The 23,172-nt window shown below is 69.1% G+C and carries 24 protein-coding genes; 17 read left to right on the top strand and 7 right to left on the bottom strand.

All coding sequences use genetic code 11. The annotated features are described in order from the left end of the window. Positions 1 to 153: 153 nt before the first annotated feature. On the bottom strand, positions 154 to 294 hold the full coding sequence (locus AW273_RS36940) for a hypothetical protein (RefSeq protein WP_157555543.1): 141 nt from the start codon (positions 292 to 294) through the stop codon (positions 154 to 156). A gap of 152 nt (positions 295 to 446) precedes the next feature. On the opposite strand from AW273_RS36940, the gene fxsT reads away from it, so the two are divergent. Next, the gene (gene fxsT, locus AW273_RS03960) at positions 447 to 2,975 is read left to right on the top strand and encodes an FxSxx-COOH system tetratricopeptide repeat protein (protein ID WP_062345169.1); all 2,529 of its coding nucleotides are present in this window, start codon (positions 447 to 449) and stop codon (positions 2,973 to 2,975) included. Here the strand turns inward: fxsT and AW273_RS03955 are convergent. Continuing rightward, positions 2,964 to 4,235 carry an HEXXH motif domain-containing protein gene (locus tag AW273_RS03955; protein WP_062345167.1) on the bottom strand — a complete coding sequence of 424 codons (1,272 nt, stop codon included), beginning with the start codon at positions 4,233 to 4,235 and terminating at the stop codon, positions 2,964 to 2,966. The genes fxsT and AW273_RS03955 overlap by 12 nt on opposite strands. Continuing rightward, a complete protein-coding gene (locus tag AW273_RS03950; protein ID WP_439648615.1) occupies positions 4,232 to 5,476 on the bottom strand; it encodes an FxsB family cyclophane-forming radical SAM/SPASM peptide maturase in 1,245 nt (414 codons plus the stop codon). The genes AW273_RS03955 and AW273_RS03950 overlap by 4 nt, the downstream gene beginning before the upstream one ends. 187 nt (positions 5,477 to 5,663) lie before the next feature. On the opposite strand from AW273_RS03950, the gene AW273_RS03945 reads away from it, so the two are divergent. Further along, a complete protein-coding gene (locus AW273_RS03945; protein ID WP_157555542.1) occupies positions 5,664 to 6,014 on the top strand; it encodes a hypothetical protein in 351 nt (116 codons plus the stop codon). Here the strand turns inward: AW273_RS03945 and AW273_RS03940 are convergent. Continuing rightward, entirely contained in the window at positions 6,011 to 6,361 is a 351-nt protein-coding gene (locus AW273_RS03940) for a nuclear transport factor 2 family protein (RefSeq protein WP_062345163.1), read from the bottom strand. The genes AW273_RS03945 and AW273_RS03940 overlap by 4 nt on opposite strands. A gap of 35 nt (positions 6,362 to 6,396) precedes the next feature. Here AW273_RS03940 and sigJ point away from each other — a divergent pair, with 35 nt between their 5' ends. The 6 genes from sigJ to AW273_RS03910 all read left to right on the top strand — a co-directional run bounded on the left by sigJ (position 6,397) and on the right by AW273_RS03910 (position 11,361). Next, entirely contained in the window at positions 6,397 to 7,212 is an 816-nt protein-coding gene (gene sigJ / locus AW273_RS03935; RefSeq protein ID WP_198167981.1) for an RNA polymerase sigma factor SigJ, read from the top strand. Beyond that, positions 7,209 to 7,646, top strand: coding sequence for a carboxymuconolactone decarboxylase family protein (locus AW273_RS03930; RefSeq protein WP_062345159.1), 438 nt, complete (start codon positions 7,209 to 7,211; stop codon positions 7,644 to 7,646). The genes sigJ and AW273_RS03930 overlap by 4 nt, the downstream gene beginning before the upstream one ends. Positions 7,647 to 7,738: 92 nt before the next feature. Further along, positions 7,739 to 8,827 carry a hypothetical protein gene (locus AW273_RS03925; protein WP_062345157.1) on the top strand — a complete coding sequence of 363 codons (1,089 nt, stop codon included), beginning with the start codon at positions 7,739 to 7,741 and terminating at the stop codon, positions 8,825 to 8,827. Positions 8,828 to 8,888: 61 nt separating this feature from the next. After that, the gene (locus AW273_RS03920) at positions 8,889 to 9,887 is read left to right on the top strand and encodes an energy-coupling factor ABC transporter permease (RefSeq protein ID WP_062345155.1); all 999 of its coding nucleotides are present in this window, start codon (positions 8,889 to 8,891) and stop codon (positions 9,885 to 9,887) included. Then, positions 9,884 to 10,621 (top strand): cobalt ECF transporter T component CbiQ, encoded by a 738-nt coding sequence (gene cbiQ, locus AW273_RS03915; RefSeq protein ID WP_062345153.1) that lies wholly within the window; start codon positions 9,884 to 9,886, stop codon positions 10,619 to 10,621. Before AW273_RS03920 ends, cbiQ begins: the two co-directional genes overlap by 4 nt. Continuing rightward, positions 10,618 to 11,361: an energy-coupling factor ABC transporter ATP-binding protein gene (locus AW273_RS03910; protein WP_062345151.1), complete on the top strand. Its 744-nt coding sequence runs from the start codon at positions 10,618 to 10,620 to the stop codon at positions 11,359 to 11,361. The genes cbiQ and AW273_RS03910 overlap by 4 nt, the downstream gene beginning before the upstream one ends. On the opposite strand, the gene AW273_RS03905 is transcribed toward AW273_RS03910, so the two are convergent. Next, entirely contained in the window at positions 11,339 to 12,337 is a 999-nt protein-coding gene (locus tag AW273_RS03905) for a potassium channel family protein (protein WP_062345149.1), read from the bottom strand. The genes AW273_RS03910 and AW273_RS03905 overlap by 23 nt on opposite strands. A 76-nt stretch (positions 12,338 to 12,413) precedes the next feature. Between AW273_RS03905 and AW273_RS03900 the strand changes: the two genes are divergently transcribed. From AW273_RS03900 to AW273_RS03880, 5 genes are read left to right on the top strand one after another with little or no spacing between them, the layout of a single operon-like run. Further along, the gene (locus AW273_RS03900) at positions 12,414 to 12,758 is read left to right on the top strand and encodes an STAS domain-containing protein (protein WP_030451563.1); all 345 of its coding nucleotides are present in this window, start codon (positions 12,414 to 12,416) and stop codon (positions 12,756 to 12,758) included. A 33-nt stretch (positions 12,759 to 12,791) separates the two neighbouring features. Next, positions 12,792 to 13,565 (top strand): SDR family NAD(P)-dependent oxidoreductase, encoded by a 774-nt coding sequence (locus AW273_RS03895; RefSeq protein WP_062345146.1) that lies wholly within the window; start codon positions 12,792 to 12,794, stop codon positions 13,563 to 13,565. A 9-nt stretch (positions 13,566 to 13,574) separates the two neighbouring features. Then, positions 13,575 to 14,339, top strand: a complete 765-nt coding sequence (locus AW273_RS03890) for a crotonase/enoyl-CoA hydratase family protein (protein ID WP_062345144.1) — start codon at positions 13,575 to 13,577, stop codon at positions 14,337 to 14,339. A gap of 55 nt (positions 14,340 to 14,394) precedes the next feature. Further along, the gene (locus AW273_RS03885) at positions 14,395 to 15,027 is read left to right on the top strand and encodes a rhomboid family protein (RefSeq protein WP_062345142.1); all 633 of its coding nucleotides are present in this window, start codon (positions 14,395 to 14,397) and stop codon (positions 15,025 to 15,027) included. 60 nt (positions 15,028 to 15,087) lie between these two features. Then, positions 15,088 to 15,498 carry a BlaI/MecI/CopY family transcriptional regulator gene (locus AW273_RS03880; RefSeq protein ID WP_062345140.1) on the top strand — a complete coding sequence of 137 codons (411 nt, stop codon included), beginning with the start codon at positions 15,088 to 15,090 and terminating at the stop codon, positions 15,496 to 15,498. 46 nt (positions 15,499 to 15,544) lie between these two features. Here the strand turns inward: AW273_RS03880 and serC are convergent, their stop codons facing one another. Both serC and AW273_RS03870 read right to left on the bottom strand, forming a co-directional pair. Further along, the gene (serC, locus tag AW273_RS03875; protein WP_062345137.1) at positions 15,545 to 16,657 is read right to left on the bottom strand and encodes a phosphoserine transaminase; all 1,113 of its coding nucleotides are present in this window, start codon (positions 16,655 to 16,657) and stop codon (positions 15,545 to 15,547) included. A 164-nt stretch (positions 16,658 to 16,821) separates the two neighbouring features. Further along, positions 16,822 to 17,925, bottom strand: coding sequence for a citrate synthase 2 (locus AW273_RS03870; RefSeq protein WP_062345135.1), 1,104 nt, complete (start codon positions 17,923 to 17,925; stop codon positions 16,822 to 16,824). Positions 17,926 to 18,096: 171 nt separating this feature from the next. Between AW273_RS03870 and pdxH the strand changes: the two genes are divergently transcribed. The 4 genes from pdxH (at position 18,097) to AW273_RS03850 (ending at position 23,158) form a co-directional block, all read left to right on the top strand. After that, a complete protein-coding gene (pdxH, locus tag AW273_RS03865) occupies positions 18,097 to 18,735 on the top strand; it encodes a pyridoxamine 5'-phosphate oxidase (RefSeq protein WP_062345133.1) in 639 nt (212 codons plus the stop codon). Positions 18,736 to 18,791: 56 nt separating this feature from the next. Continuing rightward, positions 18,792 to 20,030: an MFS transporter gene (locus tag AW273_RS03860; protein ID WP_062345131.1), complete on the top strand. Its 1,239-nt coding sequence runs from the start codon at positions 18,792 to 18,794 to the stop codon at positions 20,028 to 20,030. 113 nt (positions 20,031 to 20,143) lie between these two features. Next, positions 20,144 to 20,842 carry an iron-dependent transcriptional repressor DtxR gene (locus tag AW273_RS03855; protein WP_030451552.1) on the top strand — a complete coding sequence of 233 codons (699 nt, stop codon included), beginning with the start codon at positions 20,144 to 20,146 and terminating at the stop codon, positions 20,840 to 20,842. 42 nt (positions 20,843 to 20,884) lie between these two features. Next, on the top strand, positions 20,885 to 23,158 hold the full coding sequence (locus tag AW273_RS03850; protein WP_062345129.1) for an ATP-binding SpoIIE family protein phosphatase: 2,274 nt from the start codon (positions 20,885 to 20,887) through the stop codon (positions 23,156 to 23,158). Positions 23,159 to 23,172: the final 14 nt, after the last annotated feature.

Below are 23,172 nucleotides of genomic sequence, written 5' to 3'. Positions count from 1 at the left end.
GCCCATGCACGGCTCCACCTCTTCGGCCCGATATCCGGTTCCGACTGTAGAGGCAGTCGCGCTGAGATGGCCGGTGTCGTTTTTTCGGTTTCTCCGGCAGGTGGCCGGGAGGGCGCGGATCATCATTGGCTCACGACCCTCCCGCCGTTTCGATCAGATGAAGTTCTGGAACCCCGAACTCGTCGTCGCGGGCTGTTCGACGAAGTGTTCCAGCAGCCCACGCAGGGTCGAGTAGGGAACTTCGCCGATCGAGTTCAGGAGCGGTTCGCCGGAACCGCGTTCAGCATCGATCATGAATCCTCGCCTTCAGCGTCAGCCGATAAGAGAATTATGGTTGGCCGCCTTTCACGGCCTGGGCGACATTGACGAGCGTTGCTGTTTAGATGAGTTTTGAACAGGGCGTGGCAAGAAGCAAGTCATCTCTTCATCGAAGCAGCGGAGGTCCGATGGGCACCGAATCCTCCTCGCTCGCCGCACATTCCCTGGGAGACAAACAGCCGGAGATCTTCGAGCGGGTTCCGCCCAGAAACGGCAGCTTCACCGGGCGGGAGAGCCTGCTGCACCAGCTGCGTGAGGGCACCCGGTCGGTGACCGCCGTCATCCCGTTGCCGCAGGCTCTGCAGGGTTACGGCGGCGTCGGCAAGACCCACCTGGCGATCGAGTACGCCCACCGCTATCGCTCTCACTATGACCTGGTCTGGTGGATTCCCGCGGACCAGTACTATCTGGTGCCCTCGGCGCTGGCCGCATTGGCGCCCCATCTCAAATTGACTCCTGCCTCTGTCGTGGGTGTGGAGGAGGCGGCCGAGTCCGTGCGGGAGGCGCTGGAGAACGGGGCGCCGTACAACAACTGGCTGTTGATTTTCGACAACGCGGAAGACGCCCGCATCGAGAGGTTCATTCCGCGCGGCCCCGGCCATGTGATCATCACGTCACGCAACCCGAATTGGGACGACCAATTCCGATCCCTCCAGGTGGACGTGTTCACCAGGGACGAGAGCATCGAGTTCCTGACGAAAAGGCTGGGCGCGCGGATCACCAAAGACGAGGCGTTCCGGCTGGCCGACAAATTGGGTGACCTGCCCCTGGCCCTGGAACAGGTCGGCGCGTTGCAGCGGCGCGGCACCATGACGGTCGACGACTACATCGAGCTGCTCGACAAACAGACGGCCCGGCTGCTGGGCGCGGAAAGAGCCAGAGACTATCCGCTGACGATGACCGCCGCCTGGCGAGTCTCGGTCTCGCTGCTGGAAGAACGGCTGGAGATCGCGCTCAACCTGCTGCGCTGTTGCGCTTTCTTCGGGCCCGATCCCATTCCGCTCGACGTTTTCCGGCGCGGGAACAAGGCCAACGCGCCGAGTCTCGAGAAACTGCTGGCCGACCCGATCATGTTCGACAAGTCCGTGAAAGAGCTCAGCCGATACGCTCTCATCCGGAGCGACCCCGACAACCGCACGATCCAGGTGCACCGGCTGATTCAGGCGCTGTTGCGCGACGACCTCGACGAGGCCCGCCAGGACCGGCAGCGCGAAGAGGTGCACCGCCTTCTCGCCGGCAGCGCGCCGCAACTTCCGGACGACAACTCCAAGTGGCCGGACTTCGCCGACCTGGTGCCCCATGTCCGCCCTTCACGGCTTCTCGAATCACGTGAGCCCAGCGTCCGCGAGTTCGCTCTGAACGTCGTGCGCTACCTCTACTCCTCGGGCAACTACCGGTCGGCGCTGGAGCTGGTCACCGCCTCCATCGACGAGTGGGGCAGAGCGCGGGAGAACCACCCCGACGTGCTCCGGGCCCGCCGCCACCAGGGGAACACGTTGCGCCGCATGGGCGAGTACGCCCAGGTGTACGACCTCGACCGCACCACCCTGGCGAATGTGATCAACGAATTCGGCCCGGAACACGAGGAGACGCTGATCGCGAGGAACGGTCTCGGCGGCAGCATGCGGGCCCGCGGTGACTTCCGGGAGGCACTCGAACTCGACGAGGAGTCGGTCAGACAGCATGAGCGGCTGCTCGGCGACGACCACGTCCTCACCCTGCGGGCCAAGAACAGCCTCGCCCTCGACTTCGGCCTCAACAGCCAGTACGAACGGGCCAGGCGGCTGCACACGGAGGTCTATCTGGCCCAGAGCGAGGCGGCCAACCCGGCCAGCTCGGAGATCGTGCTGCTCTCGCGCAACAGCATGGCCAGGGCCGTCCGGCTCACGAGCGGCTTCGAGGAGGCCTGCGACACCGGTGAGGACGCGCTGGCGTTCGGCGTCCTGAAGCTGGGCCGCGACCACTGGGCCACGCTGATCACCGCCAAGGACCTGTCGATCGCCCAGCGCCGGGCGGGCGCCCTCGACCAGGCCATCTCCATCGCCAGAGACACCCACGCCCGGCTGGCCCGGCTGTTCGGCCCCCGTCACCCCGACACGATCGCGGCGGCCGTGAACGTCTCCAACGCTCTGCGGGTCCGCGGCGATCTCGCTGAGGCGTACGAACTGGCGGAGGAGATGAACCGGGCCTACCCGTCGGTCTTCGGCGGCGACCATCCGTTCACGCTCGCCTGCCAGACCAACCTGGGCATTCTGCACCGCCTGCTCGGCGATCCCCGGAAGGCCCGCGACGTCAACGAGGCCGCCCGCGAGGGGCTGACCGCCCGGCTGGGCCCGGAACACCACTACGTGTTGTCGTGCATGGTGAACCTGGCCAGCGACCTGGCCGCCCTGGGTGAGTCCGAGCAGGCCAGAGCACTGGGTGAGGGCACACTCGAACACCTCACGGAGCGGTTCGGGCGCGACCACTTCCTGACCCTGTCGTGCGCGGCCAACCTGGTCCTGGACCGGATCGCGACAGAGGCTCCCGACGCGGACAAGCTGAGGATCGAAGTGGCGGACCTCTACCAGGAGCGGTTCGAGCAGGGCCAGCCCGACGCGGTGACCGCCGCATCGGGCGTCAGGATCGACTGCGACTTCGACCCGCTACCGATCTGAGATCCCGTTCCGCGCCTCCCACGCGGCCCGGTGGTCGGCCGCCGCCTTCTGGGCGGCGGCCAGGGCCTCCCCGTCGAGCGGCTCGGCCAGCACCGTTCCCAGCCGGGTGCGCATGCCGTCGACGAAGGTCATCCCCGCGTCGTTCAGGAGGTGCTCGTCCTCAAGAGTGTCGAGGACGCGCCGGACCCCCTCCCGCCAGCGGGCGAGCTCCACGCGGCCACGCAGGCCCTCATGCGGATGCTGGCGCTGCCAGAACTCGGTCACGCCCAGGTAGGCGTAGGCGCCCTGGAGCAGGCCGTGGGCGGGGCGGGGGTCGGGGCGCCACGGGGCGTAGTAGGTCTCGGTCTTCTCGTATCGGACCAGCGGGACCAGGTGCATGAGGGCGTCGAGTTTGGCGTGCTGGATCTCGTGGGCGAACGTCTCCGCGAGCCAGGACGGGGAGCCCGTCGGCGCGGACATGGCGATCGTGCCGAACGTCTCCCGCGCCGAGGCGCTGCTCACGCCCTCCGGCGGCGCCGTGATCGGAGTGAGGGCCCGCACGATCGTGACGATCTCGTCGGCGACGCCTGTGTGGTTCGCCCGCAGGACGTGCCAGGCCTCCGGGAGCAGGGATCGCCAGACGGGCAGCGCGCCAGGGGCGAGCCGGGGCGTCACCCGGCCGGGCTCCGGCCAGCGATGGGGGTCGAGGTCGTCCAGCACGACGGAGAAGCCGTCGCCGATCACGATCCGGTGCAGCACCTGCCAGCCGGGGGCGTCGGCCGTCAGGTCCAGCTCGGCACTCCAGTCTCCGGCCCGCAGGGAGTGTCCCTCGACCTCGATCTCTCCGCAGGTTCCGCCGGGGCTCAAGCGTCCGAGGCCGGGCAACATCAGCCCGCCGTCGTCGTCGAGCAGCGCTTTGACCCGGCAGGGCGTGCCCGATGCGACGGCTGCCGCCACGGCGATCGCACCAAGGCGGGCGGGGCGTTCGGGGCCGCGTACCCGAAGGGAACGGAAGGTCCGCCAGGCCCAGGCCCCGACGGCGGGGTGCTGGAGGACCGGGTTCACCGAGGCGGGGGCGGCGGCCTCCAGTTCGAGCAGCGCCGTGTAGGCCTCGCCGGCCAAATCGGCGTCGGGGTGGCCGGACACCCGGGATTCCTCGGCGACGCCCCGGAGCAGGCCCAGCCGGCGGCGGACCTGGAGACCGTTGAGCTCCTCGGCCGCTTCCGCGTTGGCGGGTTCCTCGGCCAGGGCGCGGAAGGCCTTGTCGGAGACCGTGTTCATACGCGTCCCTTCAATCGGGCGGTGTCACGGGCGTGCCGATCGCTGATGTACGAGATCAGCCGGTAGAGGTCGGGGCAGTACACCGAAGGGCTGCGGAACCCGGTGGCCGGGCGGTATCGGTGGGCGTACAGGCCGCCACCGCAGATCCGCATCAGGTCGCATCGGTGGCATTCGGGGCCGAGAGCCCGGTCACCCAGTTGCCTGGCCACGATGGCGGGGTGTCGCAGGGCGTCGTCGAAGGCGGCGGTCAGCACATGGAGGCCGGTGGCCGAGGCGCCCTCGAACGCCGATTTGAGGATGTCCGACTGTTCGATGGCGCCGTTGGTCTCGACCACGACCATCGACGACGGCGACAACCCGACCGATTCACTGCGCGACGGAGCTTTGAAAAGCAGCCGGTTGATCTCGTGGAAGAGCCTGATCTCGGTACGAAAGCTCGACGCCTCCCGCCACTCGTCGAAAACGCGGATGAGCCAATCGGCATAAGGCGTCGCGGCCGAATCGGGATCGCGCCAGGGCGGCGGCGCCGCCCAGTTGCCGTGCGGGAGCAGGAAATCGACGCCCGGCGGATCGAATTCCAGCAATGCGCGGTATGTCGAGACGGGGTCGTTGCGCAGGTCGATGGTGCACAGAAGCCCGGCGAACAAATGATGAAAGGGCCCTTCGAACAGGCGCAGCGCACGGCTGACGTGTTCATGACTGCCCCGGCCGTTCGCGAAGACGCGGGTCCGGTCATGGGCCACGGCGTCGCCGTCGAGGCTGACCCCGACGCGTATCTCCAGGTCGTTGAAGAGACGCAGGAAGGTCTCGTCGAGCCGGACGGCGTTGGTCTGCACGCTGACCCGCACGCGGGTGCCCACCTCGGCGCACGCCCCGCGAATCGTTCGCACGATGTGGCCGAGCGATTCCGGCCCGGCCAGAAGCGGTTCCCCTCCGTGCAGGATGACGTCGATATCGGCCAGCCGGTGGGCGCGGGCGTGTTCGGCTATACGGAGAGCGGTGCGCGCCACGATGGCCGGCGACATTTGGCGCGGCTGACTGCGCCAACCCTGGTCGGCCATTTCATACACGTAGCAACTCGGACACGCGAGATCGCATCGGCTGTGCACCTTCAAGATGAACTGCCGAAAAGCGGACGGCCGCCAGCCCGTGGCCAGCAATTCCGCGACGTCGAGGTTTGCCGGAAATACGTTTTCGGGCGGCGGAATCGTGGGTTCTTGGTTGTTCGACAACCGGCACACCCTTCTTTGCGCCAACCCCATTTCGCCCTATTTTCAACTGATAGTCAATATTCGCTTATCTGGGTGACGTACTGCGGTGCCAGTTCCGGGTGATCACATCCCTTGTGAAGGGTTGGCCGTAAAGAATCCCTCGTTGTCCCACGTCAAGACGGTCTTGCACAGGAAAGTTTCCTAATAAATACTCCGCATGACGACCCCATCCCCGGAGGTTCCCATGCTCCGCCGCGCCCTGACCCTCCTGGCCGCCGCCACCCTCACCGCGACGACCGTCCTCACCGCCCCAGCTCAAGCCGTCATCGTCAACCTCAACTTCGGCCCGCTCAGCATCGGCGAATACTGCACCGCGAAGATCCACCCCGAAGCCTGGCTGGGCCTCTACGAAGCCTCGGGCCTCAGGTGCTACACCCCCCAGGGCTCCGGCCTCATCTTCCGGGGCACCGGCGATCCCTACCTCGCCTGCAAACACCTCACGACCGACGTCATCGCGGGCGCGACCAGGATCGCCGGTGACGGCCTGAGCTGCCAGGCCGTCCGCTAGGCCACCGGCGTGATCTGGAACACCGCGGCCCGCCAGGCGCCGGAGGAGTCCAAGACCATCGTCGTGGTCGCGTAGACGACCATCGTCCCCCGCTCGGAGTCGATCTCCACCCGGGCGGTGTGGACCACGGAGGTGTCACTCAACCGGACCACCCGGTGCTCGGACTGATCGGTTCGTGTGTACGGGTTCTGGTTCTCCGCGAAGGTTCGCAGAATGGCGGCCCGGTCGGTCTCCACCCCCCACGGGGAGATGGCCACCGGGTCGTCCGTCAGGTAGGCGTCGTAGAAGGAGGCGTCCCCTTCGCGGTTGGCCTGCCACGCGCGTTCGCTGAGTTCGATGAAGTCCATGTCACATCCTCTGGCCCTGTGTCGTCCTTCTAAGCGTGGAACCGTATGTGGCAATCCGGCCAAGACTTGTCCGCTTGGCCTACGGCCTGCTGGGCGATCTGGCCGAGTCCGAGGACGTCGTCCAGGACGCCTGGCTGCGCCTGAACAGGGCCGAGGAGAAGCCCGAGGACGTCGAGGGCTGGCTCGTCGTCACCGTCTCCAGGCTGGCCCTCGACGTCCTGAAGTCGGCCAGGAAGAGGCGGGAGGAGTACGTCGGGCCCTGGCTCCCCGAGCCGGTCGTCGACGCCGATCCCGCCGATCGGGTGACGCTCGACGAGTCGCTCAGCCTGGCGATGTTCGTCGTGCTCGAAAGCCTCAGCCCGGCCGAGCGCACCGCCTTCGTCCTCCACGACGTCTTCGGCGTCCCCTTCGACGAGATCGGGCAGGCCGTGGGCCGCAGCCCGGCCGCCTGCCGTCAGCTCGCCGCCAGGGCCCGCAGGCACGTGCGGAAGAAGGCTCCGAGGTTCGACGTCAGCGCCGAGGACCACAGGCGGGTGGTGGACGCGTTCGCGGCGGCCTGCGCGGGGAGGGACATCGAGGGGCTGCTCGCGGTGCTCGATCCCGATGTGGTCCTGCGCACCGACGGGGGCGGGCTGGTCAAGGCGGCGCTGCGGCCGATCCTCGGGGCCGGGAAGGTCGCGCGGTTCCTGGTCGGGGTCCAGCAAGGCGGGTTCCGGCCGGTCATGGTCAACGGCTCGCCGGGGCTGGTCCGTGACGATCCGCCGGCGGTATACGGGCTGGCGGTCAGACAGGGACGAATCGTCGAGGTCGACATCGTCCGCAATCCAGAGAAACTGAGGAGTCTGCGATGAGGATCGACGTCGCCGCCGTGGCGCCCGAGGCGTACCAGGCGATGCTGGGGCTGGAGCGCTACCTGCGGTCGAGCGGGTTGCCCTCGCAGGTCGTCGAGCTGGTCAAGCTGCGGGCCAGCCAGATCAACGGGTGCTCCTACTGCGTGCACATGCACAGTTCCTACCTGAAGAAGGCCGGCGAGCCCGACGAACGCATCTGGGGTGTGGCGGCGTGGCGGGAGACGCCGTCGTTCACCCCGGCCGAGCGGGCGGCGCTCGCGCTGACCGAGGAGGCGACGCGGCTGGCCGACTCCACCGGCGTGAGCGACGAGGTCTGGGGGGAGGCGGCCAAGTACTTCGACGACGAGCAGCTCGCGGCGCTGGTGGTGGCCATCTCGACGATCAACGCCTGGAACCGGATCGCGGTCACGACCCACAAGGAACCAGAGGTCTGATCACCCACGTGGTGTGGCCCGGGACTAGACCTCGGGCCATATCGCCATGTCCTCCCCCCAGATGACGTGCGGCGCTCACATAATGTCCACCGATGAACGCGCAACGTCACCACCCTTTTGACGTCAGCGTCGTCGTTCCGGCCGCCGATTCCGTCCACCTGGACAGGTGGCTGACGCACGCGCTGGCTCTGCGGGCCTCCAAAGAGATCCTCGTGGCCGACTCGCGGCTCGCCCGGCTCTACGCGAGCCTTCACCGGAACGTCCGCCTCGTCGATCGCCCGGAGAACGCCCCCACCCGAGGCCGCTACACCTACTTCGCCGGCGACCACCCCACGCCGCCGATCGATCTCATGATCGAGACGGCCGACCGGACCGGCGCCGACCTGGTGGCGGTCGCGGCCGAGGTCAGTGACGACGCGCTGCTCGGCGACATCTACGACGACCTGTCGCTGGGCAAGCTGTTCCGGACCGCGTTCCGCGACCGCATCCCCTTCACCGACGCGGCCGACTTCGTCGTGCACGCCTACTGCCACGCCGGGCGGATCGCGACCGTGCGGGGGCCGCAGCAGAAGGGGCGGCACCACCCCGACCGGCTGGTGCGCAGGGTGCAGAGCCATCTGCCCAACGGGCTGCTGCGCGACCATCTGATCGCCCGGCACATCACCCGAGACGTCCTGCCCGATCTGGCCGAGCCCTTCCTGGAGGCCGACGACGAGGCCAGGGACGCGATCGTCAAAGCGGTCGCGCACCGGTGCGCCGCCTGGGTGACCCCGGGGGTGCGGGCCCAGCTCGACGCCGCCGACCAGGCGAGGCTGGCCTCCTTGCAGGATCACCGCAGGCTCGAAAGGCTCGCGCGCATCTCCGAGGCGACGCTGCACCGGGCGCTCACGAACGTCGCCTGGGAGGGCGACCGGCTGCGCATCGAGTTCACCGCGGCCCTCGAAGGGTTTCCCGAGGCCGAGATCGGGCTGATGCTGAAGGACGGCGACCCCCAGGACGTCTGGGACGTCTACGTCACCGCCGAGTGCGACGGGATCGTGCGGCAGGCCCGGCTCGAAGGCGACCGGGACATCGCGCTGCCGGCCCGGTTCACCGACGACCTGGTCGCGCTGCCCTACCTGACCCGGACGGGCACGCTCAGCCTGCGGAAAGAGCGTCGCCTGATGCACACCTCGTCTTAATGCGAACGACTCGCAACTGCTCTACTGTTGTGGAAAATTCGTACAAAAGTGGAGGAACGCCGTGCACGTCCCCGATGGCTTCTTCACCGCGCCGGTCGCCATGGGCGCCGGCGTCGTCTCGGCGGCGGCCATCGCCGTCTCCCTGAGGAAGGCCAAGACCGAACTCGACGACCGGACCGCGCCCATGGCGGGGCTGGTCGCGGCGTTCATCTTCGCCGTGCAGATGCTCAACTTCCCCGTCGCGGCGGGCACCTCGGGCCACCTGCTCGGCGGTGCGCTGGCGGCGATACTCGTCGGGCCCTACACGGCGGTGTTGTGCGTGTCGGTGGTGCTGGCCGTGCAGGGGTTCTTCTTCGCCGACGGCGGGCTGACCGCCCTGGGGCTGAACATCCTGCTGATCGCCATCGTGCCCGCCGCCGTCGGCTGGGGGATCTTCCGGCTGGTCACGCGCGTCGCCCGGAACCGGGCCTCGGTGATCGCCGGGTCGTTCGTGGCGGCGCTGATCTCGGTGCCGGTCGCCGCGCTGGTGTTCGCGGTGCTGTTCGTGATCGGTGGCACCGCGCCGATCGAGACCGGCGCCGTGTTCGCCGCCATGGGCGGCGTCCACGTGCTGGTGGGCATCGGTGAGGGGCTGATCACCGCGGTCACCGTCAGCAGCGTGCTGGCCGTGCGTCCCGATCTCGTGTACGGCGCCCGTTTCCTCACCAAGCCGCTGGTCCTGAAGACCGCCCAGGGCGAGCGGGTCGTCGAGCCGGCCCGGCCCGAGAGCGCGCCCCAGCCGGTCCGGCCCTTCCTCGTCGGCGGCGGGATCGTGGCCCTGCTGCTCGCGGGCGTCGTCAGCTTCTTCGCCTCCTCCTCGCCCGACGGCCTGGAGCGGGTCGCCGAGGACGAGGGCTTCATCGGCGCGGCCACCGACCACTCGTTCGGCGGGTTCTTCCTGGCCGACTACGGCGACGTCGGCGGCATCCCCGTCGGAGTCGCCGGGGTCGTCGGCGTGGTGATCACCCTGCTGGTCGGCGGGGCCATCCTCTGGTCCGTCCGGCAGAAGACCGCGGCGTGAAAGGCCTCTACCTGCCGGGCGACTCGCCGGTCCACCGGCTCGCGCCGCAGTGCAAACTGCTCGCCGTCGTGCTCTTCGCCGTGGTGGTGGTGGCGACGCCGCGGGAGCGGTTCCTGGCCTTCCTCCTGTACGCCCTGAGCCTCGCGGTCGTCGTCCTGCTCGCCCGGATCCCGCCGGGACACGTGCTCAGACGCCTGGCGGTGGAGCTTCCGTTCGTGCTGTTCGCGGTGGCCATCCCGTTCATCGGGGTGGGGGAGCGGGTCGACGTGCTGGGCGTGCCGCTCAGCGTCGCCGGGCTCTGGGCGAGCTGGAACATCCTGGCCAAGGCGACGCTGGGGGTGGCGGCCTCGATCCTGCTGGCCGCCACCACCGAGCCGCGTGCCCTGCTGCTGGGCGCGCAGCGGCTGAGGGTGCCCCAGTTGCTGATCCAGATCGCCACGTTCATGTTGCGCTACCTGGAGGTCATCCTCGACGAGATGCGCCGCATGCGGGTCGCCCGCGAGTCCCGGGGCTTCACCCCGCGCGACTTCCGGCAGGCCCCCGTGCTGGCCAAGTCGGCGGGGGCGATGTTCATCCGGTCGTACGAACGCGGCGAGCGGGTCCATCTGGCCATGCTGAGCAGGGGATACACGGGCGTCATGCCCGCCCTGGCCGACGGCCGGGCGCCGAAGGCGCAGTGGGCCATGGCCGCCGTGCTGCCCGTGGTGGCCTCGGCCGTACTGTTCGTGTCATGACCCTCGACGTCCGCGACCTGGCCTACGCCTACCCCGACGGCACCCAGGCCCTCTTCGGGGTCACCCTCTCGATCGCCAAGGGCGAGCGGGTGGCCCTGCTGGGGCCCAACGGCGCCGGCAAGACCACGCTGGTCATGCACCTGAACGGGATCCTGACCGCCGGGCACGGCGAGGTCAGCGTGGCCGGGCTGCCGGTCCGCAAGGAGAACCTCAAGGAGGTGCGCAGGCGGGTCGGCCTCGTCTTCCAGGACCCCGACGACCAGCTCTTCATGCCCACCGTGCGCGAGGACGTCGCCTTCGGCCCGGCCAACATGGGCCTGCGCGGCGCCGACCTCGACCACGCGGTCGTCACGGCCCTGGAGAAGGTCGGCATGGCCGACGTGATCGACCGGCCGCCCCACCACCTGTCGTTCGGCCAGCGCCGCCGGGTCGCGGTGGCGACCGTGCTGGCCATGGACCCCGAGATCCTGGTCCTGGACGAACCCTCGTCCAACCTCGACCCGGCCAGCCGCCGGGAGCTGGCCGAGATCCTGCGCGGGCTCGATGTCACCGTCCTCATGGTGACCCACGACCTGCCCTACGCCATGGAGCTCTGCGAGCGCTCGGTGATCCTGTCGGACGGGGTGATCGCGGCCGACGGGCCGACCCGCGAGATCCTGGCCGACGCCGGCCTGCTCGCCGGGCACCGCCTGGAACTGCCCTACGGCTTCGCCGTGCCTAGTCCTCCGGCACGTGGATGACGACCAGCCGGTCGGTCGACGACAACGTGGGGACCTTCGCGTAGGGGATGACCCTGCCGTCGCGGACGACCGCCACGACCATGCCCTCGGCCTGTTCACAGGTGCCGCCGACCTCGCCCGGCTTGACCGGGCGTTCGTAGAGGTCGAGGCCGGTGCCGTACATGAGGAAGTCGTCGATGATCGTGCTGACGGCGGGGCTCTGGGTGGCCACGCCGAGCATCCGCCCGGCCGCCTCCGACGAGGTGATCACGACGTCGGCGCCGCTGCCGCGCACGAGCGGGTCGTTCTCCGACTCCCTGACCGCCGCCACGATCGTGGCCTTCGGGTTGAGGCTGCGGGCGGTCAGCACGACCAGGGCGGTCGTGTCGTCGCGCTGGGTCGAGATGATCACCTCTTTGGCGGTCTCGATCTTGGCCCTTCTGAGCACGCTGCTGCGGGTGCCGTCGCCGACGACGCCGACGAAGCCGTCCTCGTTGGCCTCGTGGACCACGCCGCCGTTGGGGTCGATCACCACGATCGACTCGCGGGTGCGGTCGTTGTCGAGGAGGGTGCGCACGGCGGCCCGGCCCTTGGTGCCGTAGCCGACCACGACGGTGTGCCCGGTCAACTTGGACCTCCAGCGGTTGGTGAGGAAATCTTCCCTGGTCCGCCGGGTGAGCACTTCGAGCGTGGTCCCCACGAGGATGACCAGGAACACGATGCGGAGGGGCGTGATCAGCACGATGTTGATCAGCCGTGCCAGATCGGAGGTCGGGGTGATGTCGCCGTAGCCGGTCGTGGAGACGGTGACCGTGGCGTAGTAGAGCGCGTCGAGCAGCGACACCTTGCCGTCGTAGCTGTCCCTGTATCCGTCGAGGTCGGACGCGACCAGCAGAAACACGGCGCCGAGGGCGGCGAGGGCGTACCAGAGCCGGCGCAGGACGGCCCTCAGCGGGCTGACCTGTTCCTGGGGGAGCCGAATTCCGGCATCTGTCACAAGGCGATCTTACGGTTCAAGCACCTCACTCACGGTGATGCACCAGTAAAGTGGGCCTCGCGGAGGAGGTTCGACAATGAAACTGCGGCTTGCCCGGAGATCACTCTCCGGTGCCGTGGTGGTGGCCGTCGAGGGCGAACTCGACCTGTTCACCGCCCCCTTCCTGCGCGACGAGGTGCGTGACGCGATCAAACAGGACGGCGCCGTGCTGGTGCTCGACCTGACGTCGCTCTCGTTCATGGACTCCAGCGGCCTCAGCGTGCTCATCGAGGCGTGGCGGCTGGCCACCAGCGAGGGCGGCGGCGTGACGCTCGCCGCGCCGCAGGCGCCGGTGGCGCGAATCCTGCGGACGACCGGGCTTGACCGGCGGATCAAGGTCTATCCCGACGTCGACACCGCGATTTTGGGCCACCCCGAGTAGAACTTCATTCGGTTCGTTGGTTATGGTCCGCGTATGGACCTGAGGAACTGTGTAGCGATCATCTCCGGCGGGGCGAGCGGGCTCGGCGAGGGCACCGCCCGCGAGCTGGCCGGAATCGGCGCGACCGTCGTCATCGCCGACCTCAACGAAGAGCGCGGCAAGGCCCTGGCCGACGAGCTGGGCGGGATCTTCGTCCGCACCGACGTCGCCGACGAGGTCTCCGTGCAGGCCGCCGTCGACGCGGCGGTCGCCCTCGGCAAGCCGCTGCGCGCCGTGATCAACAGCGCCGGCATCGGCTGGGCCTCCCGCACGGTCAACCGTGACGGGTCGCCGCACGACCTGGCGTCGTACCAGAAGGTCATCGACGTCAACCTCGTCGGCACCTTCAACCTCATGCGCATCGGCGCCGCCGCGATGGCCAGGACCGAGCCCGCCGACGCCGACAACGCGCGCGGCGTGGTGATCAACACCGCCTCGGTGGCGGGCATCGAGGGGCAGACCGGTCAGGTGGCCTACTCGGCGTCCAAGGGCGGCATCATCGGCATGACCCTCCCGGCCGCCCGCGACCTGGCCGCCATCGGGGTACGGGTGCTGACGATCTGCCCCGGCATCATCGACACCCCGATCTACGGCTCCGGGCCCGAGTCCGAGGCGTTCAAGGCCCACCTGGCCGCGCCGGTGCCGTTCCCGAAGCGCATGGGCACCGCCGCCGAGTTCGCCCACCTCGTCCGCTCGCTGATCGAGAACGACTACATGAACGGCGAGGTCATCCGCTTCGACGGCGGCATCCGCTTCCAGCCCAAGTAGGAGTCAGACATGTCCGATGAGGTTCTGGTCGAGGTCGACGGCAACGTCGCCGTCCTGACGATCAACCGCCCGAAGGCGAAGAACGCGGTCAACGGCGCGGTCGCCCAGGGCATCGCGGCGGCCGTCGACGAGCTCGACGCCCGCCCCGACGTGTCGGTGCTGGTCCTGACCGGCGCGGGCGGCACCTTCTGCGCCGGCATGGACCTGAAGGGCTTCCTGACCGGCGACATGCCGTTCGTGCCCGACCGGGGGTTCGGCGGCCTGGCCGAGTCGCCGCCGAAGAAGCCGCTGATCGCCGCCGTCGAGGGCTACGCCCTGGCGGGCGGGTTCGAGCTCGCCCTGTCGTGCGACCTGATCGTGGCCGCCGAGTCGGCCAAGTTCGGGCTGCCCGAGCCCAAGCGCGGCCTGATCGCCGGCGCGGGCGGCGTGATGCGGCTGCCGCGCCGCATCCCCTACCACGTCGCCATGGAGATCGCCCTGACCGGCGACTTCTACCCGGCGCGGCGCCTCTACGAGCTGGGCCTGGTCAACCGGGTCGTCGCCGAGGGCGAGGCGGTCGCGGCGGCCAAGGAACTGGCCGGGAAGATCGCGCAGAACGCGCCGTTGTCGCTCGCGGGCACCAAGAGGATCGTCGTCGAGTCGGTCGACTGGTCGCTCGACGAGATGTTCGCCCGCCAGTCCGAGATCATGAACCCGATCTTCGGCTCCAAGGACGCCATGGAGGGCGCCGCCGCCTTCGCCGAGAAGAGAGCCCCGGTATGGCGGGGTGAATGATCGACCCCTTGGGGGGAACTCCGCGTTCATGACGAGAACTGCGTACCGTTATGGCATGAGCGACGGCATTCCCCCCACCTCCCGGCAGAAGGTGCGCGGCCTGCTCGCGGGGGCGATCGGCAGCGGCCTGCTGATCGTGTTCCTCGTGGGCGTGATGTGGGTCCTGGAGGTCGTCGACTACATCGGCGACGGCTATCTCGACCGCTACGGCATCATCGCCCACGAACCCGACGGCCTGCCCGGCATCTTCTTCGCGCCCTTCCTGCACGCCGGGTTCCCGCACCTCATGGCCAACTCGCTGCCCCTGCTGATCCTGGGTTTCCTGGCCGCCGTCAGGGGCCTCGGGAAGTTCCTGGGGGCCAGCCTGATCATCGTGGTGGTCAGTGGCGTCGGGGTGTGGGTGACCAGCCCGCCCGACTCGGTCACGCTGGGCGCCAGCGGCCTGGTGTTCGGCTACTTCGGCTACGTCGTGGCGCGTGGCCTGTTCGACCGGCGGCTGCTCGACATCGTGCTCGGCGTGATCGTCGCCGCGCTCTACTGGTCGATCCTGTGGGGCGCGCTGCCGGGCGAGACGGGCATCTCGTGGCAGGGCCACCTGTTCGGGTTGATCGGCGGCGTGGTGGCGGCGTGGGTGCTGCGGCGCAGGAAGCCACCCGTCACCCGAGTCTCGACCGCGAGCATCGAATGAGCACGATCAGATCACTGTTCGCATGGCGCGACCTGCGAAGAGCCTGACAGAATCGATTTCGTGAACCTGGGGCCCCTGGAGCGCGCGATCATGGACGTTCTGTGGGACGCCAAGGAGTCGCTGCTCATCCGCGAAATACAGGCGCTGCTGAACCAGCGGGCCGAGAAACCGTGGGCGTACACGACCATCCAGACGGTCGCCGAACGGCTGGTGCGAAAACGGCTGCTGTTCCGGACCGCCGAGCGCAAGGCGTTCCGCTACGGCGCCACGAAGTCGCGTGAGGAGCATCTGACCGAACTGATGCTGACGGCCCTCGCGGAGAGCCCTGACCGCTCTCCGGTGCTGTCCAGGTTCGCGCAGAGCGTCGACCTCGACGACGCCCTGCGGCTGCTCGACGAACTGGCACGCCGGGCCGGCCGGGCTCCGGTGGAGCAGCCGCCCGGCTGGGTTCCGCCGCCGTCGCCGGAATAGCCCGGCGCCGCGTGGGCGCCGGGCGCCCACGCGGCCTGGTTCCGGGCTAGAGACGCTCGACCACGTAGTCGACGCAGACCGTCAGGGCCTCGATGTCGGCCGGGTCGATCGCCGGGAACATCGCGATGCGAAGCTGGTTGCGGCCCAGCTTGCGGTAGGGCTCGGTGTCGACGATGCCGTTGGCGCGCAGCGTCGCCGCGACCTTGGCGGCGTCGACCGAGTCGTCGAAGTCGATCGTGCCGACGACGCTGGAGCGCTGCGCCGGGTCGGCCACGAACGGGCTCGTGTAGGACGTCTTCTCGGCCCACTGGTAGAGCCGGGCGGCCGAGTCGGCCGTGCGCGCGGTCGTCCAGGCCAGGCCGCCGTTGCCGTTCATCCAGTCGAGCTGGTCGGCCAGCAGGAACAGCGTCGCCACCGCGGGGGTGTTGTAGGTCTGGTCCTTGGACGAGTTGTCGATCGCCACCGGAAGGCTGAAGAACTCCGGCACGAACCGGTCGGTCGCCGCGATCTCCTCGACCCGGGCCAGCGCGGCCGGGGAGAACAGGCCGATCCACAGGCCGCCGTCGGAGGCGAAGCTCTTCTGCGGCGCGAAGTAGTAGACGTCGGTCTGCGACACGTCGACCGGCAGGCCGCCCGCGCCCGAGGTCGCGTCGACCAGCACGAGCTGGCCCTCGGAGCCCACCCGCTCGATCGGCATCGCGACGCCGGTCGAGGTCTCGTTGTGGGTGAGCGCGTAGACGTCGACGCCCTCTTCCGCGACCGGCAGCGGGTGGGTGCCCGGGTCGGACTTGATCACCGACGGATCGGCCAGCCACGGGGCCTTCTTGACGACGGCGCCGAACTTCGAGGAGAACTCACCGAAGTGCAGGTGCTGCGACTTCTCGCGGATCAGGCCGAAGGACGCGATGTCCCAGAACGCGGTGGTGCCGCCGTTGCCCAGGACGACCTGGTAGCCCTCCGGCAGCGAGAACAGCTCGGACAGGCCCGCGCGGACCCGGCCGACGAGGTTCTTGACCGGCTTCTGCCGGTGGGAGGTGCCCATGAGGCTCGCTCCGGAGGCCGCCAGGGCGGCGAGCTGCTCGGTGCGGACCTTGGAGGGCCCGCAGCCGAAGCGGCCGTCGGCGGGCTTGATGTCATTGGGGATCACGATGTCAGCCACGTGTCCCACATTAGTGAGGTCACGAAACGGTGTACGCGCCGGTCCAGCCTTTGAGATGGAAAATGAGACGCGAAACACCCTGTCCCGCCGGGGGCGCGGGGCCTCGGCAAAGAAACGAAAAGGCCCGCGTCCCGGACGGGACGCGAGCCTCACGAAAAGAAGGGTCAGACCGGGGTGATCTCCGAGGCGCCCGGCACCTCGTTGATCGAGCGGGAGGCCGGCCCGGTGTAGGTGGCGCTGGGGCGGACCAGCCTGCCCGTGCGCTTCTGCTCCAGGATGTGCGCCGCCCACCCGGCGGTGCGGGCGCAGGTGAACATCGAGGTGAACATCGACGCGGGCACCTCGGCGAAGTCGAGGATCACCGCGGCCCAGTATTCGACGTTGGTGGCGAGCACCCGGTCGGGCTTGCGGGCGTGCAGCTCCTCGAGCGCGGCCGTCTCAAGTGCGGCCGCGACCTCGTAGCGGGGCGCGCCCAGCTCCTTGGCGGTACGGCGGAGCACCCGCGCGCGCGGGTCTTCCGCCCGGTAGACACGGTGGCCGAAGCCCATCAGGCGCTGACCCGAGTCGAGCTCGTTCTGCACCCACTTGCGTGCGTCGCCGAGCTTCTCCACGCCTTCGATCATGTGCAGCACACGGGCCGGGGCGCCGCCGTGCAGCGGGCCCGACATGGCGCCGACGGCGCCCGACAGCGAGGCGGCCACGTCGGCGCCCGTGGAGGCGATGACGCGGGCGGTGAACGTCGAGGCGTTCATGCCGTGCTCGGCGGCCGAGGTCCAGTAGGCGTCGATGGCCTTGACGTGCTTGGGGTCGGGCTCACCGCGCCAACGGATCATGAACCGTTCGACGATGCTCTCGGCCTGGTCGACCTGTGCCTGCGGCACCATCGGCAGGCCGAGGCCGCGGGCCGACTGGGCCACGAACGACAGGGCGGTCACCGACGCGCGCGCGAGGTCGTCGCGGGCCTGCGTGTCGGAGATGTCGAGCAGCGGGCGGAAGCCGAGAGCCGGGGCCAGCATGGCCAGCGCGCTCTGGACGTCGACCCGGATGTCACCGCTGTGGACTGGAACGGGGTACGGCTCAGCCGGGGGCAGCCCCGGCAAAAACTCGTTGTCGACCAGCAGGCCCCACACGTTCCCAAAGGGGACGCGGCCCACGAGTTCTTCGATGTCGACGCCCCGATACCGCAGGGCGCCCCCTTCTTTGTCCGGTTCCGCGATCTCCGTCTCGAAAGCTACGACGCCTTCGAGCCCGGGTTTGAAGTCGGACATTCCCGGCCGCCTCCCTCTCTTGTGAAGTCCAAAGCCTTGATGTCGAGATACCGGCGGGTCAATTTAACCCCCAGGGTTGTGGCGGGTCGCCTCCGGTCCCTCCCAAACGCCGTCGTCCCTGGTTAGGGCTGGTGTGTCCGACGTCTGTCAAGCGCGCAAGAATACCGTTCCGTGGACAGCGCATCGCACCTCGCCGGGCTCCGGCGCAACTACCAGGGCGAACCTCTGCTCGACGTGGCCGACGATCCGATGACGCAGTTCGCCGTCTGGTTCGACGACGCGGTGAGCGCCGAAGTTCCGGAGCCCAATGCCATGGTGCTCGCCACGGCGTCGGCCGGGGGAAGACCCTCGGCCCGGACAGTTCTGCTGAAAGGCGCCGACGAGCAAGGTTTCACGTTCTTCACCAACTACGAGTCCCGCAAGGGCCGCGACCTCGCCGAGAACCCCCGCGCCGCCCTGGTGTTCCCCTGGCATGTCATCAGCCGCCAGGTTCGTGTGGAGGGCCGTGTCCGCCGCCTGTCCCGCGAGGACACCGCGGCCTATTTCCAGTCCCGCCCCTACGGCTCCCGCATCGGCGCCTGGGCCTCACGACAGTCGGCGGTCGTGGGCAGCAGGGAGGACCTGGAGAACCGCTACCGGGAACTCGCGGAGAGATGGCCGGAAGATCCGCCGGTGCCGGATTTCTGGGGCGGCTACGTGGTGGTGCCGAGCGAGATCGAGTTCTGGCAGGGAAGAGGCGACCGCATGCACGACCGGCTGCGCTACCGCCGCGCGGGCGACGGCTGGACGGTGGAACGCCTGGCGCCCTGACATCCGGATGAACCCGGAAAAATGTGATATTTCCCCCATGAGTAGGGTGTCCCCCCGTGAGCAAGGTGAGGGCGGCACTCGGACGGCACTTCGCGGACACCCGGCCGGTGGCCATCCCCGAATACCGCAGACTCCTGGCCGGGCAGGCCGTCGGGTTCATCGGGTTCCAGCTCACCGGGGTCGCCGTCGCGGCCGAGATCTACTCCATCACCGAGTCGTCGTTCTGGGTCGGCATGATGGGGCCGGTCGCCCTCGTCCCGCTGGTCGTCTTCGGCCTGTGGGGCGGCGCGGTCGCCGACGCGATGGACCGGCGCAGGCTGCTGCTGATCAGTTCGTTGTTCACCTGGGGCGCCACGATCGCCCTGCTCGTCAACGCGCTCACCGCCAAGAGCCTGTGGGTGATCATGGTGGCGGTGTTCGTGCAGTCGAGCGGCTTCGCGGTCAGCTCGCCCACCCGGCAGGCCATCGTGCCGAGGCTGGTGCCGACCGAGCTGGTGCCGGCCGCCAACACGCTGAGCTTCCTGTTCTCCAGCCTCGGTTCGGTGCTCGGGCCGCTGCTCGGCGGTGTGATCCTGGCCACCACCGACTTCTCGGCGGCCTACGCGATCGACGCCGTCCTCTTCACCGCGACCCTGTACGCCGCCTACCGCCTCCCCCGGCTGGCACCCCTCGGCGAGGTGACCGCCCCCGGCCCCAGGGCCGTGGTCGAGGGTCTGCGCTACATCATGACCAGCCCGATCGTGCTGATGAGCTTCGCCGTCGACATCGTGGCGATGGCCTTCGCCCTGCCGAGGGCGCTGTTCCCCCAGATGGCCGCCGAACGCTTCGACGGCTCGGAGTTCGCCTTCGGCGCCCTGTCGGCCTCGATCGCCCTCGGCTCGGTCGTCGGCGGCGTCTTCTCCGGCTGGGTGGGGCGGGTGCGCCGTCAGGGGGTGGCCCTCACCGTCGTGATCGCCCTGTGGGGCCTCAGCGTGGCTCTGGCGGGCCTGGCCGAACCCCTGTGGTTGTGCGTGGCCCTGCTCGCGGTCGGGGGTTTCGCGGATCTGGTCTCGGCGGTCTGGCGGCAGACGATCCTCCAGACGTACGCGCCGGACGAGATGCGGGGACGCCTCCAGGGCGTCTTCTTCGTCGTGGTGGCCGGCGGGCCGCGCCTGGGCGACCTGAGGGCGGGGGCCACCGCTTCGGCGTTCGGGCTGGTTCCGGCCTGGGTCGGGGGTGGCTTGTTGTGCGCCGTGAGCGTCTTCGCGGTCGGGCTTTCGGTCAAGTCGTTCCGGAACTACCGGGTCGGTTCCTAGCTCGGAAGGTTTTCGGCCGTCCGGCTGTTGCCCAAGGTGCCGTTCTGGACCAGTAAGGTCGGCGGGAACGCGCTTGCGGGTCGTAGCATCGAACAGGACCGGGAGGATGACCGTTGACCGCACACGGCCTGATCGACACCACGGAGATGTATCTCCGCACGATCTTCGAGCTCGAAGAGGAAGGGATCGTCCCGCTGCGCGCCCGGATCGCCGAGAGGCTGCAGCAGAGTGGTCCCACCGTGAGCCAGACCGTCGCCCGCATGGAGCGCGACGGGCTCGTCAAGGTGGAGGGCGACCGCCACCTCACCCTGAGCGAGGCGGGCCGCAAGCAGGCCATCCGGGTCATGCGCAAGCACCGCCTCGCCGAGTGCCTGCTGATCCAGGTGATCGGCATGCCGTGGGAAGACGTCCACGTCGAGGCGTGCCGCTGGGAACACGTCATGTCGGAACAGGTCGAGGTGCGGCTCGTCGCCCTCCTCGGAAACCCGACCGTCTGCCCTCACGGGAACCCCATCCCGGGGCTCGAAGAACTGGGCGCGTCCGGTTTGACGGAAATTGAGCAGGTCTCGCCTATGGCCGACGTCGCGGGGCCAAGAGATATACCCGTTGTCGTGCGCCGAATTAGCGAACAAGTGCAAAGCGATCCCGCTGTGATGCTTAAACTCAAGCAAGTTGGGATACAACCCGGACGCGAGGTGACGCTCGCGGCGAGCGACGACGGTGTGCGGGTGACTGGTGACGAACAGGCTGACAACAACCTCGCGGAGCTTCCGCGCGACGTCGCAGCACACGTTTTCGTCTCCAAGCGCTGATCCCAACGGGTCCAGCTCTGTTCTCCTAGGAGTGGTCGTCGGATGAAGCGCTGGGGGGACCTGTCGCAGGACACGACCGACCACCTCTCCGCGGGCGCGGTGCTCGACCAGGCGGAGTTGGCCGTCGTCGTCACCGACCGGTTCAGCAACGTTCTTTACTGGAACCCTTTCGCCGAGCAGTTGTTCGGCCGGCCGGGCTACGCCCACGGGCGCGATGACACGATCTCCATCAGCATCATGGAGCGTGACCACCCGCTGGGCGTCGAGCTCGCCAAACACGTGCTCAAGGGCAACGTGTGGGAGGGGACCTTCGACGTCGTCCGCCACGACGGCACGCTGATCTACGTCCGGGCGCAGGCGGTGCCCATGCGGCACACCTCCGGGTCGGTCACCGGCATCGTGATCACCGCGCGCGAGGCGATGAAGAGCAACGAGCGGGAGAAAGACCGCTTCGGCCTGCTCGAACGCATCGGCGAGCGGCTGGCCGGCTCGCTCTACGTCGAGGAGACGCTCAACCGGGTCGCCGAGATGCTGGTCCCGCAGTTCGCCGACCACTGCTTCATCGAGCTGATGGAGGGCGAGCGGCTGGTCCGCAAGGTCTCCACCCACGTCGGCGGCTTCCAGCCCCCGGCCGACAGCTGGAAGCCCGTCGGCGCCGAGGTCCGCTATCCCATCGGCCACTTCGCCGACAGCGCGCTGCGCCGCCAGGAGACCATCCTGGTCGAAGACTTCTCCCAGGTCAGCTACCCCTCCCTCAGCGAGGGCGCGGCCCGGGTCGACGGCGAGGTCGGGGTCACCTCGGCGATCGTGGCGCCGCTGTGCGCGCGCGGCGAGTCCCTCGGCCTGATGTACCTGTCGATGTCCAACCTGACCGACCGGCGCTCGCCCCACTACGACGCCTTCGACCGCGACTTCGTCGGGGCCATCGCCACCCGGGTCGCCATCGCCGTCGACAACGCCCTCCTGTTCGAGGAGGAACGCCACACCGCCGAGTCGTTCCAGAAGCACCTGCTGCCGCGCGAGCTGCCGAAGCTCGACGGGCTGGAGATCGCCGTCCGCTATCTCCCGGCCGCCCCGCTCTCCAGCCACGGCCAGGGCATCCAGACCCAGGTCGGCGGCGACTGGTACGACGTGATCCCGCTCTCCGCCGGTCGCGTCGGCATCGTGATCGGCGACGTCGAGGGCCGCGGCGCGAAGGCCGCCGCCGTGATGGGCCAGCTCCGCGCCGCCCTCCGCGCCTTCGCGCAGGACGACAAGCCCCCGGCCGACATCCTGGCCCGCCTCGACGAGTGGACCCGCATACTGGCCTCTCCCGAGGAAGACGACTACGGCGCCGACGTCACCAGCCCGCCGATCGTCACCTGCCAATACATGGTCTACGACGCCTGGTCGCGCGAGTTGTCGTTCGCCAACGCCGGTCACTCGCCGCCCCTGCTGATCGTCGACGGTTCGGTCACCGAGCTCGACATCGGCGACGTCGGCAAGCCCCTGGGCGTGCGGGCCACCGGCGTCCACGCCGACCTGGTCTACAAGGAGGAGACGCGGGTGCTGCCCCCGGGCGCCACCCTGCTCCTCTACACCGACGGCCTGGTCGACCGGCGTCCGCACCGCGAGTCGGGCACGCCCTCGCGCGATCTCGAAGCGGCCGTGCGGGTGTTGTGCGACGAGATCTCCAAGATCGCCGACGAGGACGTCGAGCGCATCGCCGACGCCGCGACGAAGGCGGTGCCCGGCGAGATCGACGACGACATGGCGATCCTGGTCGTCCGGTCGGGTGGTGGCGAGCTGGAGTTCGAGGAGTCCGACTACCCCGCTCAGCCGATCATGGTCGGTGAGGCGCGGCGGATGGCCCGCAACGCCTTCGCACGCTGGAACATCCCCGAGGAGAAGGGCGAGCTGGCCTGCCTGCTCGTCTCCGAGGTGGTCACCAACGTCGTGCTCCACGCCGCGTCGGCCAGCGCGCCGCGCCGCGAGCTCGTGCTCGACGGGCCGCCGCTGCCGTTCGACGAGTCATGGGACTTCCCCGATCTCGAGGTCGACCTCGATCTCGACCTCGGCCGTGAGGGCATCGCCGCGCTCAACGCCGCCGCCGACCCCGAGAAGAAGTTCACGCTCCGGCTCCGGCGCGGCGGCGAGTCGATCTGGGTCGAGGTGTTCGACCAGGACCTGCGGCTGCCCCGCATCCGCAGTGCCGGCGAGAACGACGAAGGCGGGCGAGGGCTTTACCTGGTCGACCAACTGGCCCGGCGCTGGGGTTCCCGGCCCACCCCCGACGGGAAGGCCGTCTGGTTCGAGATTCCGGTCGGCGGTCGCTGAGCTGGCTTTCCCCT

It is taken from the genome of Herbidospora yilanensis (genome assembly GCF_001570565.1).
GTDB lineage: Bacteria > Actinomycetota > Actinomycetes > Streptosporangiales > Streptosporangiaceae > Herbidospora > Herbidospora yilanensis.
This window is presented reverse-complemented; position numbering and strand designations above follow the sequence as displayed.

Excerpts from the sequence above, each read along its gene's own strand:
- AW273_RS36940 (WP_157555543.1), bottom strand. The coding sequence starts at position 294 with ATGATCGATGCTGAACGCGGTTCCGGCGAACCGCTCCTGAACTCGATC.
- fxsT (WP_062345169.1), top strand. The coding sequence starts at position 447 with ATGGGCACCGAATCCTCCTCGCTCGCCGCACATTCCCTGGGAGACAAA.
- AW273_RS03955 (WP_062345167.1), bottom strand. The coding sequence starts at position 4,235 with ATGAACACGGTCTCCGACAAGGCCTTCCGCGCCCTGGCCGAGGAACCC.
- AW273_RS03945 (WP_157555542.1), top strand. The coding sequence starts at position 5,664 with ATGACGACCCCATCCCCGGAGGTTCCCATGCTCCGCCGCGCCCTGACC.
- AW273_RS03940 (WP_062345163.1), bottom strand. The coding sequence starts at position 6,361 with ATGGACTTCATCGAACTCAGCGAACGCGCGTGGCAGGCCAACCGCGAA.
- AW273_RS03930 (WP_062345159.1), top strand. The coding sequence starts at position 7,209 with ATGAGGATCGACGTCGCCGCCGTGGCGCCCGAGGCGTACCAGGCGATG.
- AW273_RS03925 (WP_062345157.1), top strand. The coding sequence starts at position 7,739 with ATGAACGCGCAACGTCACCACCCTTTTGACGTCAGCGTCGTCGTTCCG.
- AW273_RS03910 (WP_062345151.1), top strand. The coding sequence starts at position 10,618 with ATGACCCTCGACGTCCGCGACCTGGCCTACGCCTACCCCGACGGCACC.
- AW273_RS03900 (WP_030451563.1), top strand. The coding sequence starts at position 12,414 with ATGAAACTGCGGCTTGCCCGGAGATCACTCTCCGGTGCCGTGGTGGTG.
- AW273_RS03895 (WP_062345146.1), top strand. The coding sequence starts at position 12,792 with ATGGACCTGAGGAACTGTGTAGCGATCATCTCCGGCGGGGCGAGCGGG.
- AW273_RS03890 (WP_062345144.1), top strand. The coding sequence starts at position 13,575 with ATGTCCGATGAGGTTCTGGTCGAGGTCGACGGCAACGTCGCCGTCCTG.
- AW273_RS03885 (WP_062345142.1), top strand. The coding sequence starts at position 14,395 with ATGAGCGACGGCATTCCCCCCACCTCCCGGCAGAAGGTGCGCGGCCTG.
- AW273_RS03870 (WP_062345135.1), bottom strand. The coding sequence starts at position 17,925 with ATGTCCGACTTCAAACCCGGGCTCGAAGGCGTCGTAGCTTTCGAGACG.
- AW273_RS03850 (WP_062345129.1), top strand. The coding sequence starts at position 20,885 with ATGAAGCGCTGGGGGGACCTGTCGCAGGACACGACCGACCACCTCTCC.